Here is a 12478-nt window from a genome sequence, read left to right as displayed (position 1 = left end):
TAACCGGCCACCGCCGGCGTGGCATCAGCCCCGGGACGTACGGCCACGGGCTGAGGCGGCCCGCCCGATTGTCGCCCACGGGCCCATGCCCGGACGGGAGTTCGCTCGCCACTGTGGGTGCCGTGATCGAAGTCAGAGAACTCACCAAGCGCTACGGCGGCAAGACCGCCGTCGACCGGCTGTCCTTCACCGTGCGGCCGGGCCAGGTCACCGGATTCCTCGGCCCCAACGGAGCCGGCAAGTCCACCACCCTGCGGATGATCCTCGGCCTGGACGCCCCCACCGCCGGCACCGCCACCGTCAGCGGCGTCCCCTTCCACCGCCACCCGCGCGGACTGCGGCACGTCGGCGCCCTCCTGGACGCCGGACAGGTCCACGGAGGACGCAGCGCGACGGCTCACCTGTCCGCTCTGGCCCGCAGCAACGGCATCGGGCGGCACCGGGTGGGCGAGGTGCTTCAGGAGGTGGGGTTGGCCGAGGTGGCGAACCGCCGCATCGGTGGATTCTCCCTCGGCATGAAGCAGCGACTGGGCATCGCCACCGCCCTGCTCGGCGACCCGCCCGTGCTCATGTTCGACGAGCCGATCAACGGCATGGACCCGGAGGGCGTGCTCTGGGTACGCCGGCTCTTCCGGCGCCTGGCCGCCGAGGGGCGCACGGTCTTCCTCTCCAGTCACCTGATGTCGGAGATGGAGAACACCGCTGATCAGCTGGTCGTCATCGGCCGGGGCCGCCTCATCGCTGCCGAGCCGCTACGGGACTTCGCCGCCCGCGGCACCCGCGGCAGCGTCGTGGTCGGGACGCCGCAGGCCGCCGAGCTGGCAGCCGTGCTGAGCGCGGCCGGCGCCTCGGTCGAGCCGGAGGGCACGGCGGGCGCCGAGAAGCTCGCCGTGACCGGGCTCTCGGCGGACCGGATCGGAGCGCTCGCCTTCGACCACGGCATCCGGCTGGCCGAGCTGACCACCCGTGCCGCCTCATTGGAGGCGGCCTTCATGGAACTCACCGCCGACAGCACCGACTACCTGGCAGGACAACCCTGATGACCACACGCGCCCCCATCCACCGGAGCACCCCGACCGCCCCGGCCACCCCGACCGCCCCGGCCACCCCGACCGCCCCGGCGGCCGTGCCGCCGGCCCGCTTCCGCGACCTGCTCGTCTCCGAGTGGATCAAGATGAGGTCCCTGCGCTCCACGCCGTGGACGATCGGGCTCACCGTCCTGTTCGTTGTCGGGTCCGCCGCCGTGGCCACGTCGGCGGACGGGGCCGCAGGTTCCGGCCCCGTCGACTTCCTGCCCTACGACGCCTATCCGGCGGCCGGCTACTGGACGCTGATCCTCGTCGCCGGCAGCATGGGCGCCCTCACCGTGGTCAGCGAGTACAGCAGCGGGCTGATCCGCACCACCACCCTGGCCGTTCCCGCCCGCGGTGCGGTCGTGCTCGCCAAGGCGGCCGTCACCGCCGCGCTGTGGACCGCGGTCGGCGCGATCGCCTCCACCGGTTCCTTCCTGGTCTCCCAGGCCATCCTGGACAGGCACGACGCCGGCGTCGCGATCAGCCACCCCGGGGTGGGCCGGGCGATGGCGGCCTCCGCGTTGCTGGCTCCGGTCAGCGCCCTGGTCGGTCTGGGCCTCGGCGTTCTGCTCCGGCATGCCGCCGGGACCATGGTCGCAGGCGTCTTCGCGCTGCTGATGCTGCCCACCATGTTCTCGGAGAGCAACCGTTGGTCGGCGGACGTCAAACACGCGATGGTGTCGGCCGCCTGGAACCGCCTGGTCCAAACCTGGGAGCCCGATCCCGGATCCCTGGGCTACACCGCCACCGTCCCCGGCTCCTGGATCGTGTACGCGCTCTGGCCGCTGATCACGGTCGCCGTCGCCGTGCTCGTCGTGAGCCGCCGCGACGTGTGATCGTGCCTCACGACGTGAGCCGCTTCGTTCGAGCGCGACGGGATCCGGCACATCGCGGGTGTTGCCGACAGTCCCATCCCATAACCTCGTGCGGGGGAGACCGCGGATGCCATGGGCATTCACATCGAGGAGGCGATAGTGCTCGGTAGGGACATGCGGTTGCTCACGGGCGTCCTGATCGTGGCCTGCATCGTGCTCGTCGGCTCCAGGGCGCCCAGCGGAGCTTCCTCCACCAGGTCACTGCCCGCCGAAGCCACCAGGGACGTCGTACCGAACCGGGTCATGACGTGGAACATCTGCAACCCCTGCGAGAAGAGCAACGCCGACCGGGCAGCGGAGATCGCCACGTATGCGCCCCAGGTCATCGGGCTGCAGGAAGCGTGCGTGCGTGACGTCGAGGGGATCCGGGACCGTCTGGAGAGCCGTTACGGGCTGGTCTACCACGTCAAGTACGGGACGGTTCTTCGGAATTGGGGCCGCTGCGGGGGAGCGCCGTGGAGCCCGGGGGCCTACGGCCAGGCGCTGCTCTCGGCCGCGCCGATGACAGACGCCGTCACCGTGGAATACCCCGACGGCGGATCCGAGGACCGCGGGTACATGGCAGTCACCACCACTGTGGACGGCCGGTCCGTCCGGGTCTTCAACACCCACCTCGCCGAACGACGTCAGGAGACGGTCCGAGCGGCCCAGACCGCCGTGCTCGCCGAAGAGGTCGCCCGGCACGACCGTGCGATCGTGCTCGGCGACTTCAACGCCGTGCCGGACGCCCCCGAACTCACCAGGATGTGGGCACTGGCCGCGGACGCAGACCCGCAGTGCCATCCCTCGCCCACCGGCGACTGCCGGACGACCACCGACTGGCACAGCAAGTTCGACTACATATTCCTGCGAGGCATCCTCCCGCTCGAGCACCGTGTGCATCCGACCCCGTACTCGGACCACGACCTGGTGCACGCCGACCTCAAGACGACGTGAGCGGACCTCCTGACCGGCTGACCGGCTCGTCCGGTGACCTGCCGAGACGGTCGCGCAGGACTGCGTCCGTCCGACCGACCGCTGCGGTCAGGTCATCTGCGTCCGAGGTAGACCCCCAACGCCCGTTGCAGCACCTTTCCCTGGCTGCCCACCGGGAGTTCCCACTCGCCGAGGTACTCCACCACCCGGCCGCCGGCCCCCGTCTTGAAGCGGAGTCGGCCGAGGAGCCGGTCCTCGGTGAGGGCGGGGGTGACGGAGCGCAGGTCGTACGTCTCGGCGCCCGCCGCCCGTGCGTCACTCAGCATGTGCCACAACAGCGCGCTGCTGGGCCGTAGTTGGCGGCCTCGGCGGCCGGATGCGGCGTAGGAGTGCCAGGCCCGGGAGCCGACGCTGATCATGAGGGCCGCGGACAGCACCTCGCCTTCGTGCCAGGCCAGGTAGAGGCGGAGCCGGTCCTCGTCCTCGGCGTTCAAGGCCTTCCACATGCGCCGGAAGTAGTCCAACGGGCGGGCCTTGAAACCGTCGTGGGCGGCGGTCACGGTGTACAGGCGGTGGAATTCGGGCAGGTCGGAGGCCGAGCCCCACGAGACATGGACGCCTGCCGTCTCGGCCGTGCGCAGGGACTGTTCCCAATGCGGTGCGAGGGCGCCGCGAAGGTCGTCCGCCGAGCGCCCCGCCAACGGGATACGGCAGCCGTAGCGCGGCTGACCGAGGCCGAACCCGCTGCCGTCGCCCTCCTCGCACGGCCGCCACCCGAGCCGTCGCAGCCGCTCAGCGGCGTCGAGCGCGAATCCGTCGATCCCGGCCGCAGGCAGATCGTGCAGATGACGTACGTCGGGGTCGGCGATGCCCGCCGCCACGGTGGCCGCGTCCCAGTGACGTACGACCAGGGGCGGCCCGATCCGCACCGAGAACGCCCCGATCCGCTCCAGGTGGGCGACGAGCGGGTCCAGCCATCGCTCGATACGAGGGGTCCGCCAGTCGATCGCCGGCCCGTCGGGAAGATACGCGAGGAAGCGTCGCGTCCCGGGAAGCGGTCGGTACAGGACGAGCGCCGCGGCGACCAACGCCTCGCCCTCGAACCAGCCGACGCTCTCCGGCAGCCAGTCGGGCTTCACGTCGCCCCACTCGGGGATCTGGAGATGGCTCGCGTCGGGGGACAGCCGCAGATGGGCCAGATGATCCTCGCGCGTGATCTCCCGTACGTACAGGCTGGTCATGGGTAGGGCGCTCCTGCTCGGGGCGGCCACCTTAATCCCGGGATCACCGCACGGGTCAAGACTTCACGGCGGTGAGCCGCGCCCACACCCGCTCGCCGCCGTTCCTGGGCGTGATCCCAGTCGGGCTCGGTGTACAAAGACCGGCACTACAGGCGAACGGCCGCCGACGGACATCCGAACTCCGCCTTCCGGCGGCCCGCGCGCTCTCGCGGCCCGGGGCGGGGCAGCGCCCGGGAGCCGGTATCGGGGCCGTTCCTCAGATGCCCGGGCGGTAGCGGATCGGGTGGTCCGGTGGGACCTCCACGAGGACGATCGGGGTACCGTCCGGGTCCGTGATCCACATCTCCAGCAGGCCCCACGGCTCCTTCACCGGCGGGCGGACGACGTCGACGCCCTTCGTCCGCAACTCGTCGTGGGCCGCTGCCAGGTCCGGCACCTGCAGCCACAGCCGTACGGCAGGATCCGGCGGGGTCTGCGACCGGCCGGAGAGTTCCAGGAAGCCGCCGCCGAGGAAGTAGACGACCCCGCGCTCCGAGCCCGTACCGAACTCGCGGTAGACGGCCAGGCCCAGTTGCTCGCCGTAGAAGGCTCGGGAGCGCTCGGGGTCGGTCGGGCGGAGCAGGGTCCTGCTGCTGAGTACATGCACCATGCGTCCGGAGCCTAAGGGGCGTCCGGCGGAACCTGTCCTCGACGGCCCCGATCGGCCGGCATCTGCGCCGGACAGAGCCCTTGCGCGGCAAGGTTAGGCTCGTCGCTGTCACCACCGCGTCAGAGACCACCGGAGATCGCCCGTATGGACACCGCCGACACCGAATTCACCTTCCGCGACGCCACCGACGCCGACGTGGACGCCCTCGTCGCGCTCATAGAGGCCGCCTACCGCGGCGACTCGAGCCGGGTCGGGTGGACGACGGAGGCGGACATCCTCCAGGGGCAGCGCACCGACCCGGACGGCGTGCTCGATGTCATCAAGGCACCCAACAGCCGACTGCTCACTGTCGAGCGGGACGGCCGGATCATCGCCTGCTGCCAGCTCGAACACCGCGGCGACCACGCCTACTTCGGCATGTTCGCGGTCAGCCCGACGGCCCAGGGGGGCGGCCTCGGCAAGACGGTCATGGCGCAGGCCGAGCGCCAGGCGCGCGAGAACTGGGGCGTCACCGAGATGCACATGACGGTGATCTCCGTACGCGAGGACCTCATCGCCTGGTACGAACGGCGCGGCTACCGCCGTACGGGACGGATGACCCCCTTCCCGTACGGCGACGAGCGCTTCGGCATCCCCCAGCGCGACGATCTACAGTTCGAGCTGTTGGTCAAGCCGCTCGCCTGAGCCTGGGCCTCAGCCTGGGCCTGGGCCTGGGCCTGGGCTTGGGCCCGAGATTCAGCGGGCCCTGGAGCATGTCCACGTGCGGCGCGCCCACGCCCGTGGCCGCGCCGACGCCCGTGGCCGCGCCCGTTCATGCCGTGAAGCGGCCCGTGCGCCTGATCTCCGGGTAGTCGGTGGTCGCGCCGTCCAGCTCCAGGGCCCGGACGAGCCGCAGCTGCTCCTGGGTGTTGACCACCCAGCCGATGATCCGCAGGCCCCGCTTCCGAGCTTCCTCGACGGTCTCCAGGTTGAGCCGCCGCAGGTTCAGGCAGACCGTCGCGGCGCCCGCGTCCACGGCCCGGTCCACGATGTCGAGGCCGTAGCGGCTGCCGATGAGCGCGGTGCGCACCCCGGGGACCAGCCGCGCGATCTCGGCGACGGCCCCGTCGTGGAAGGAGGACACCTCCACGCGCCCCACCAGGTTCCGTGCGTGCATCACCTCGGCCAGCGCCCGCGCCGCCTGCACGTCCTTGATCTCGGCCTGGAGCGGCACCTTCACGGTGTCCAGGACCTCCTCGAAGTACGGGACACGCTCCCCGCGGCCCGCGTCCAGAGTGCGCAGCTCGGCGAGCGTCTGGTCGGCGATGGGCCCGGTCCCGTCGGTCGTACGGTCCACGTCGGGGTCGTGCATCACCACCAGGGCGCCGTCCTTGCTCAGGTGCAGATCGAGCTCGACGACGTCGAGACCGGCCTGCTCGGCGGCGACGAAGGAACGCAGGGTGTTCTCGGGCTCGACACCCATGACTCCGCGGTGACCGATGGTGAGGAAGTTCAAGAGGGGACTCGCTTCCGTCGACGGCGGGGTTGGAGAGCTCGCAGCCTAACGGCCCCGCCCCGCCATGGACATGTGCAGGCGGGCGACTGGGCCGACTGGGCCCCGCTCCTACCCAGTCGAAGCGGAAGTAGTCGCTCCTTCGATGTATGACAGGAAAAAATGCGGTGAAGGACCCGCCGCGCAGGATAATCTCTCGAAGGTCCACTTGCTGGAAGAAACCTCATATGCATACGGTGTGCTGACGCGAGGTTCTCCAGTGGAGGATGGGACATGACGGAAATTCTTGTGCAGGCAGCAACGGGGGAGCGGGTTCCTCCGGCGACCAGGGTGGTGGAGCACCCGGCGTGGCGCGTGCTCAAGGATGCCGTGGAGCGGATTCGGCCCTGGCAGTCCAAGGACGGGTCGATCGACTTCGCGGCCGAGGGCGCACCCGCGCGTGCGGACGCCGAGCGGGCGGTCCGGCGCGTGATCGAGGCCGTCGAGGAGCTCTCCCCGCTGCTTCCGCACGACGCCGACTACCACCGAGCCCTGACCGGCGACCTGCGGAACTGGTCCGACGGTGGCTTCGAAATGCCGGACTTCCTCGACTCGCTGCTGGCCTTCCAGCCCGCGGCGAGCCGCGCGGACGGGCTCCAGCATCTGGTCGTCTTCCCGATGTACACGCAGAACGGCAACCCGGACCGCAACCTGGAAGCCGTCGTGCTGCGCATGGTCTGGCCACAGTGGCTGGCCGAGCTGGAGCGCACCCGCTACGACAACCCGCTGTTCTGCGGCATCACCTTCGAGGACTTCACGGCGGGGTACGACACCAACTCCGCCGTCCTCTTCCCGGAGACGATCGCCGTCCGCGAGGCGCCGGAACGTTTCTCCTGGGGTGGCATCTTCTGCGACCGCGAGGCCGCCCGCTTCCGCCGGGTCACCGACGCGGCCGTCGACATCCTGGGCCTGGAGCTGCCCGAGGACATCGCCGCCATGGTCCACGACCAGAAGCGCTGCGAGGAGGCCTTCGTCCTGTGGGACATGGTCCACGACCGCACCCACAGCCACGGCGACCTGCCGTTCGACCCGTTCATGATCAAGCAGCGCCAGCCGTTCTGGATGTACGGCCTGGAGGAGCTGCGCTGCGACCTCACCGCCTTCAAGGAGGCCGTGAAGCTGGAGGCCGACGGCGTCCCGCAGGCCCGCGACGTCCAGTACGCCGTGCTCTTCGACCGTATGTTCCGCTTCCCGGTCACCGGCGAGCGCGTGCGCAACTACGACGGTCTCGGCGGCCAGCTGCTCTTCGCCTACCTGCACAAGCACGAGGTCGTCCGCTGGACCGACAACAAGCTGCACATCGACTGGCAGCGCGCCCCGCAGGTCACCAACCAGCTGTGTGCCGACATCGAGCAGCTCTACCGGGACGGCATCGACCGCCCCAAGCTCGTCCACTGGTTCGCCGGCTACGAGCTGGTCTCCACCTATCTCGCCCCGCACCCGGGCTCCAAGTGGGCCAAGGGTCCCGACGCCCTGGACCTGAGCCAGCCGCCGCGCAAACTCGTGGATGACGTGCTTCCGGACGAGTTTCCGCTGAGCATGTTCTATGAGGCACTGTCCAAGAAGCTGAAGAACGTGATCGCCTCCACCAAGGGCATCACGGCGGACAGGGCCGAGAGGGTCGCCGCGTGAGCGACCGTACGAACACCGCTCAGCAGGAGGCAAAGATGGGGAACGGGGCTCTCAACGGTGCGGTGATCGCGGTGGCCGGCGCGGGCGGACCCGCCGGCCGGGCGGCACTGCTCAGGCTCGCCGAGGCCGGCGCGACCGTCGTCGGCGCGGACAACGACCCGGAGCGGCTGGCGGAGGCCGTCGACGCGGCCCGCTACGGGGCGGGGGGCGCCACCGTCACCGGCGAGCCGGTCGACCTGCTCGACCTGGGCTCGACCCGGGACTGGGCCAACCGCGTCGAGAAGGACTTCGGCCGGATCGACGGCTTGGTCCACCTCGTCGGCGGCTGGCGGGGGAGCGAGACCTTCGTCAAGACCAGCCTGGACGACTGGGACTTCCTGGAGCTGCTGCTCGTCAAGACCGTGCAGCACACCTCGCTGGCCTTCTTCGAGGGCCTCCAGCGCAGCGAGCACGGCCGGTATGTGCTGATCAGCGCCGCGGGCGCCTCGAAGCCCACCGCGGGCAACGCCGCGTACGCCGCCGCCAAGGCCGCCGCCGAGGCCTGGACCCTCGCGCTCGCCGACGCCTTCCACAAGGCCGGGGGCGCCGCCGGGCCGACCTCCGCGGCTGCCATCCTGGTGGTGAAGGCGCTGGTGCACGAGGCGATGCGCGCCGAGCGACCCAACGCGAAGTTCGCGGGCTTCACGGACGTCAAGGACCTGGCCGAGGCCATCGCCGGAGTCTGGGAGAAGCCCGCCCCCGAAGTGAACGGACAGCGTCTGTGGCTCACCGAGAAGCCGTGAACCCCCCGAAGACCGACGCCCGTCGCCACCACGACCCCGATCTCCGCGGCTTCGCCAGCGACAACTACGCCGGGGCCCACCCGGAGGTGATGGCCGCCCTGGCCCTGGCCAACGGCGGCCACCAGGTGTCGTACGGCGAGGACGACTACACCGAGCACCTCCAGCGGATCGTCCGCAGCCACTTCGGGCCCACGGCGGAGGCGTTCCCGGTCTTCAACGGAACCGGCGCCAACGTCGTCGCGCTGCAGGCGGTCACCGACCGCTGGGGTGCGGTGATCTGCGCAGAGAGCGCCCACATCAACGTGGACGAGGGCGGCGCGCCCGAGCGCATGGGCGGCCTGAAGCTGCTCACCGTCCCCACACCCGACGGCAAGCTGACCCCCGAGCTGATCGACAGGCAGGCCTGGGGCTGGGAGGACGAGCACCGTGCGATGCCGCAGGTCGTGTCGATCACCCAGAGCACGGAGCTCGGCACGCTCTACACGCCGGACGAGATCCGCGCGATCTGCGACCACGCCCACGCGCACGGTATGAAGGTCCACCTGGACGGCTCCCGCATAGCCAACGCGGCCGCCACCCTGAACGTCCCGATGCGGACGTTCACCAACGCGGTCGGCGTCGACATCCTCTCCCTGGGCGGCACGAAGAACGGCGCCCTGTTCGGTGAGGCGGTCGTCGTCATCAACCAGGACGCCGTGCGCCACATGAAGCATCTGCGCAAGCTGTCCATGCAGCTCGCGTCGAAGATGCGCTTCGTTTCCGTGCAGTTGGAGGCCCTGCTCGCCAAGGACCTGTGGCTGCGCAACGCCCGCCACGCCAACGAGATGGCCCAGCGGCTGGCGGAGGGCGTGCGGGCCGTGCACGGCGTGGAGATCCTCCACCCGGTGCAGGCCAACGGGGTCTTCGCCCGGCTCCCGCACGACGTGAGCGTGCGCCTGCAGAAGCGGTTCCGGTTCTACTTCTGGGACGAGGCGGCGGGCGATGTGCGCTGGATGTGCTCGTTCGACACCAGCGAGGAGGACGTGGACGCGTTTGTGGCGGCGCTCAAGGAGGAGATGGCGCGCTAGCAAGCCCCTGGATGCATAGATATACGGTCACCCTCAAAAGTATTTGACGTGCGGGTGATCGTATTCCTATGCTCTCCCGCCATGGAGCTGATCCAGGAAAACCCTGACCTGTCCGCGTATCTTGCCGCTGACGAGGCCGTCGACCATCATCATCCGCTGGTGCGGGCGACGGCCGCACGCCTTGCGCGGGATGCGGAGGACTCGTATGTCTATGCACGCCTGGCGTTCGAGTTCGTCCGCGACACCATTCCCCACTCGCAGGACCTCGGCGACCCTCGGGTGACCTGGCGCGCCTCGGACGTGCTGGAGCAGGGGACGGGCATCTGCTACGCCAAGGCCCACGCGCTGGCCGCCCTGCTGCGGGCCGAGGACATCCCGACCGCCCTGTGCTACCAGCGGTTCGCACACGACGAGGGCGACGGATACGCCCTGCACGGACTCGTCGCGGTGCGCTTCAACGGGGCCTGGCACCGGCAGGATCCGCGCGGCAACAAGCCGGGCGTGGACGCGCGGTTCTCCCTGGACGGCGAACGACTGGCTTTCCTGCCCGACCCCGCGGCGGGCGAGGCGGACCACCCCGGCCTGTACGCCGCTCCCCACCCGGCCGTCCTCGCAGCACTGCAGGCCGCTCAGGACCGCCCGCACCTCTGGCGGACACTCCCCGCCTCACTGTGAGCCCCGAGCGAGGACGACTCCGAGTCGACAGCGACCGACGGCGCCGCCTGCGACCGATCTGATGGTGGGCGACCGCGCGGAAAATCCCGGACCACCCACCGTTCGTGGACGGGCGGCTGGGCGAGCCGGCCGCCCGGTACGACCACGCCGCAGCCGCCACCGACACCTTCACCGGCACGCGCCGTGCCGACGGACGTCAGCGCGCCTCGGCCTCGCGGACCTGCTCCGGCGTCGGCGCCGTGCCGCCCAGGTGGGCCGGCATCCACCAGGTGTCGCCCGCGTCCCTGGGACGCACCGGGTAGGCGCGCTGAGCGGCCTCCAGGAGCTCCTGGACGCGCTCGCGCAGCTGCCGGGTGATGGCGCCTGCGTACTTGTCGCGGGAGGCCTCGATGGCCTCGCCGACGCGGATGGTGATCGGGGTGTGGCTGCGCTTGAAGTTGCGCGGGTGGCCCTTGGTCCAGAGTCGCTGCGTCCCCCACAGGGCCACCGGGATCAGCGGGACGCCCGCCTCCTGGGCCATGCGGGCGGCGCCCGACTTGAAGCTCTTCAGGGTGAACGACTGCGAGATCGTGGCCTCGGGGAACACCCCGACGATCTCACCGGAGCGCAGCGACTCCAGCGCGTGCTGGTACGCCGTCTCGCCCTGGTCGCGGTCGACCGGGATGTGCTTCATCCCGCGCATCAGCGGACCGGAGATCCGGTGGCGGAACACGGACTCCTTCGCCATGAAACGAACGAGACGTTTCTGCGGGAGCGCGGCCAGGCCGTCGAAGATGAAGTCGAGGTAGCTGATGTGATTGCTCACCAGCACGGCTCCGCCCGAGCGCGGGATGTTCTCCGACCCCTTGCAGTCGATCTTGAGGTCCCAGACCTTGAACAACGTCTGGGCGAGGCCGACGACGGGGCGGTAGACAAGCTCTGCCATGGGCGGGGCGGACCCTTCCTTCTCTTCGCCGAGGGAGGCTCCCGTCGGCAAAGTTACGCAGCCGTAGGTTTACGGCATCTCGCAGATCGTGCCCGAAGAACGGCCGGGGAGCCAGTCCTGGTGCCCGACGGCGGCGAGATCCTCGTCACTTCAACCCCCTTGATCCACCTCGGCCTTTTAAGTCACCTTTACTCCGTGCGCACCGCGACCCTCCGTACGAGCAGGTACAACTCGCAGCCGAGGCAGTACCCGAAAGCAGCATTCAGGAACGCGGCCGCCAGCGCCGCGCCGGTTGCGGCCAGGCCCAACCAGTCGGGACCCAGGGTGAGGCCGACGAGGCCGACGCCCGCGAACAGCAGGCCCACCGTCTGCGCGAACCGCGGCGGCTCGGGCGCCTCGAACTCGGTCGGCGGCCCGATCCGGGGCCGTACGACGGTGCGGAACAGCCGGCCGTACGGCGAGCGTGCCACCCCGCCCGCCGCGCCGAGCGCGAACGCCAGCGTCTGCCAGGCGAGCAGCCAGGCGCTGCCCGTGATCAGTACGACCGCGAGTACTACGGTCGTCAGGGCGGCCCCGAAGCGCGGGCCCCTCGCGTCGATGTCCATGAACCAAGCATTCCGCAACGGAAACGATTCATGGGGTCGGGAATCTTTGCAGTCTCATGAACGCTGGAGCGGCTGATGACCGGACTGGTGGTGTGTGTGGCCGTGCTCGCGGCGGCGAGCGCCTTCGGAGTGCTGCAGCGGCGGCGGAGCGGGAGAGTGCGCGTGCGCGGGCACGACGACGGACGACGACTCGGGGCCGACCGGCTCGGCGGCGAACTCGGCGAACGGGCCACGCTCGTGCAGTTCTCCAGCGCCTTCTGCGCGCCCTGCCGGGCGACCCGCCGGGTCCTCGGCGAGGTGGCGGGCGTGGTCCCCGGGGTCGCCCACATCGAGATCGACGCGGAGGCGCACCTGGACCTCGTCCGCGAACTCGACATCCTCAAGACGCCGACCGTGCTGGTCCTCGACGCCGACGGCCACATTGTCCGGCGCGCCACCGGCCAGCCACGCAAGGCCGACGTCATCGCGGCCCTGGGGGAGGCGGTGTGACCCTCCCGAAGGCGACGGT

14 protein-coding genes are annotated in these 12478 nt (G+C 70.4%); 9 read left to right on the top strand and 5 right to left on the bottom strand.

All coding sequences use genetic code 11. The features are described 5' to 3' along the window. Positions 1–122: 122 nt before the first annotated feature. From ACIBTS_RS39130 to ACIBTS_RS39120, 3 genes are all read left to right on the top strand, one after another. On the top strand, positions 123–1040 hold the full coding sequence (locus ACIBTS_RS39130) for an ABC transporter ATP-binding protein (RefSeq protein WP_399325410.1): 918 nt from the start codon (positions 123–125) through the stop codon (positions 1038–1040). Next, positions 1040–1909, top strand: coding sequence for an ABC transporter permease (locus tag ACIBTS_RS39125; RefSeq protein ID WP_399325409.1), 870 nt, complete (start codon positions 1040–1042; stop codon positions 1907–1909). The genes ACIBTS_RS39130 and ACIBTS_RS39125 overlap by 1 nt, the downstream gene beginning before the upstream one ends. Before the next feature lie 111 nt (positions 1910–2020). Then, positions 2021–2884, top strand: a complete 864-nt coding sequence (locus ACIBTS_RS39120) for an endonuclease/exonuclease/phosphatase family protein (RefSeq protein ID WP_399325408.1) — start codon at positions 2021–2023, stop codon at positions 2882–2884. A 92-nt stretch (positions 2885–2976) separates the two neighbouring features. Here the strand turns inward: ACIBTS_RS39120 and ACIBTS_RS39115 are convergent, their stop codons facing one another. Then, positions 2977–4104 carry a lipid II:glycine glycyltransferase FemX gene (locus ACIBTS_RS39115; RefSeq protein ID WP_399325407.1) on the bottom strand — a complete coding sequence of 376 codons (1128 nt, stop codon included), beginning with the start codon at positions 4102–4104 and terminating at the stop codon, positions 2977–2979. Between the two features lie 256 nt (positions 4105–4360). After that, positions 4361–4753, bottom strand: coding sequence for a VOC family protein (locus ACIBTS_RS39110; RefSeq protein WP_099937976.1), 393 nt, complete (start codon positions 4751–4753; stop codon positions 4361–4363). 144 nt (positions 4754–4897) lie between these two features. Here ACIBTS_RS39110 and ACIBTS_RS39105 point away from each other — a divergent pair, with 144 nt between their 5' ends. After that, the gene (locus ACIBTS_RS39105) at positions 4898–5437 is read left to right on the top strand and encodes a GNAT family N-acetyltransferase (protein ID WP_319336119.1); all 540 of its coding nucleotides are present in this window, start codon (positions 4898–4900) and stop codon (positions 5435–5437) included. Positions 5438–5564: 127 nt separating this feature from the next. Here ACIBTS_RS39105 and ACIBTS_RS39100 read toward each other — a convergent pair whose 3' ends face one another. Next, entirely contained in the window at positions 5565–6248 is a 684-nt protein-coding gene (locus tag ACIBTS_RS39100; RefSeq protein ID WP_399325406.1) for a glycerophosphodiester phosphodiesterase, read from the bottom strand. A gap of 270 nt (positions 6249–6518) precedes the next feature. On the opposite strand from ACIBTS_RS39100, the gene ACIBTS_RS39095 reads away from it, so the two are divergent. The 4 genes from ACIBTS_RS39095 (at position 6519) to ACIBTS_RS39080 (ending at position 10440) form a co-directional block, all read left to right on the top strand. After that, on the top strand, positions 6519–7916 hold the full coding sequence (locus ACIBTS_RS39095; RefSeq protein WP_399325405.1) for a DUF6421 family protein: 1398 nt from the start codon (positions 6519–6521) through the stop codon (positions 7914–7916). A 35-nt stretch (positions 7917–7951) separates the two neighbouring features. Then, positions 7952–8698, top strand: coding sequence for an SDR family NAD(P)-dependent oxidoreductase (locus tag ACIBTS_RS39090; protein WP_399325427.1), 747 nt, complete (start codon positions 7952–7954; stop codon positions 8696–8698). Further along, complete coding sequence (locus ACIBTS_RS39085) at positions 8695–9765, top strand: low specificity L-threonine aldolase (protein WP_079664178.1); 1071 nt, start codon at positions 8695–8697, stop codon at positions 9763–9765. The genes ACIBTS_RS39090 and ACIBTS_RS39085 overlap by 4 nt, the downstream gene beginning before the upstream one ends. Before the next feature lie 81 nt (positions 9766–9846). Then, positions 9847–10440, top strand: coding sequence for a transglutaminase domain-containing protein (locus ACIBTS_RS39080; protein WP_399325404.1), 594 nt, complete (start codon positions 9847–9849; stop codon positions 10438–10440). Between the two features lie 196 nt (positions 10441–10636). Here the strand turns inward: ACIBTS_RS39080 and ACIBTS_RS39075 are convergent, their stop codons facing one another. Together ACIBTS_RS39075 and ACIBTS_RS39070 are read right to left on the bottom strand one after the other, a co-directional pair. Next, entirely contained in the window at positions 10637–11365 is a 729-nt protein-coding gene (locus ACIBTS_RS39075) for a lysophospholipid acyltransferase family protein (protein WP_399325403.1), read from the bottom strand. Positions 11366–11553: 188 nt separating this feature from the next. Further along, entirely contained in the window at positions 11554–11970 is a 417-nt protein-coding gene (locus ACIBTS_RS39070) for a DUF4395 domain-containing protein (RefSeq protein WP_399325402.1), read from the bottom strand. A gap of 75 nt (positions 11971–12045) precedes the next feature. Between ACIBTS_RS39070 and ACIBTS_RS39065 the strand changes: the two genes are divergently transcribed. Continuing rightward, positions 12046–12459: a thioredoxin family protein gene (locus ACIBTS_RS39065; RefSeq protein ID WP_399325401.1), complete on the top strand. Its 414-nt coding sequence runs from the start codon at positions 12046–12048 to the stop codon at positions 12457–12459. Positions 12460–12478 lie beyond the last annotated feature (19 nt).

Origin of the sequence: Streptomyces sp. NPDC050121 (genome assembly GCF_044460385.1) — a bacterium.
GTDB lineage: Bacteria > Actinomycetota > Actinomycetes > Streptomycetales > Streptomycetaceae > Streptomyces > Streptomyces soliscabiei.
This window is presented reverse-complemented; position numbering and strand designations above follow the sequence as displayed.

Excerpts from the sequence above, each read along its gene's own strand:
- ACIBTS_RS39125 (WP_399325409.1), top strand. The coding sequence starts at position 1,040 with ATGACCACACGCGCCCCCATCCACCGGAGCACCCCGACCGCCCCGGCC.
- ACIBTS_RS39120 (WP_399325408.1), top strand. The coding sequence starts at position 2,021 with ATGGGCATTCACATCGAGGAGGCGATAGTGCTCGGTAGGGACATGCGG.
- ACIBTS_RS39115 (WP_399325407.1), bottom strand. The coding sequence starts at position 4,104 with ATGACCAGCCTGTACGTACGGGAGATCACGCGCGAGGATCATCTGGCC.
- ACIBTS_RS39110 (WP_099937976.1), bottom strand. The coding sequence starts at position 4,753 with ATGGTGCATGTACTCAGCAGCAGGACCCTGCTCCGCCCGACCGACCCC.
- ACIBTS_RS39105 (WP_319336119.1), top strand. The coding sequence starts at position 4,898 with ATGGACACCGCCGACACCGAATTCACCTTCCGCGACGCCACCGACGCC.
- ACIBTS_RS39095 (WP_399325405.1), top strand. The coding sequence starts at position 6,519 with ATGACGGAAATTCTTGTGCAGGCAGCAACGGGGGAGCGGGTTCCTCCG.
- ACIBTS_RS39090 (WP_399325427.1), top strand. The coding sequence starts at position 7,952 with ATGGGGAACGGGGCTCTCAACGGTGCGGTGATCGCGGTGGCCGGCGCG.
- ACIBTS_RS39080 (WP_399325404.1), top strand. The coding sequence starts at position 9,847 with ATGGAGCTGATCCAGGAAAACCCTGACCTGTCCGCGTATCTTGCCGCT.
- ACIBTS_RS39075 (WP_399325403.1), bottom strand. The coding sequence starts at position 11,365 with ATGGCAGAGCTTGTCTACCGCCCCGTCGTCGGCCTCGCCCAGACGTTG.
- ACIBTS_RS39070 (WP_399325402.1), bottom strand. The coding sequence starts at position 11,970 with ATGGACATCGACGCGAGGGGCCCGCGCTTCGGGGCCGCCCTGACGACC.
- ACIBTS_RS39065 (WP_399325401.1), top strand. The coding sequence starts at position 12,046 with ATGACCGGACTGGTGGTGTGTGTGGCCGTGCTCGCGGCGGCGAGCGCC.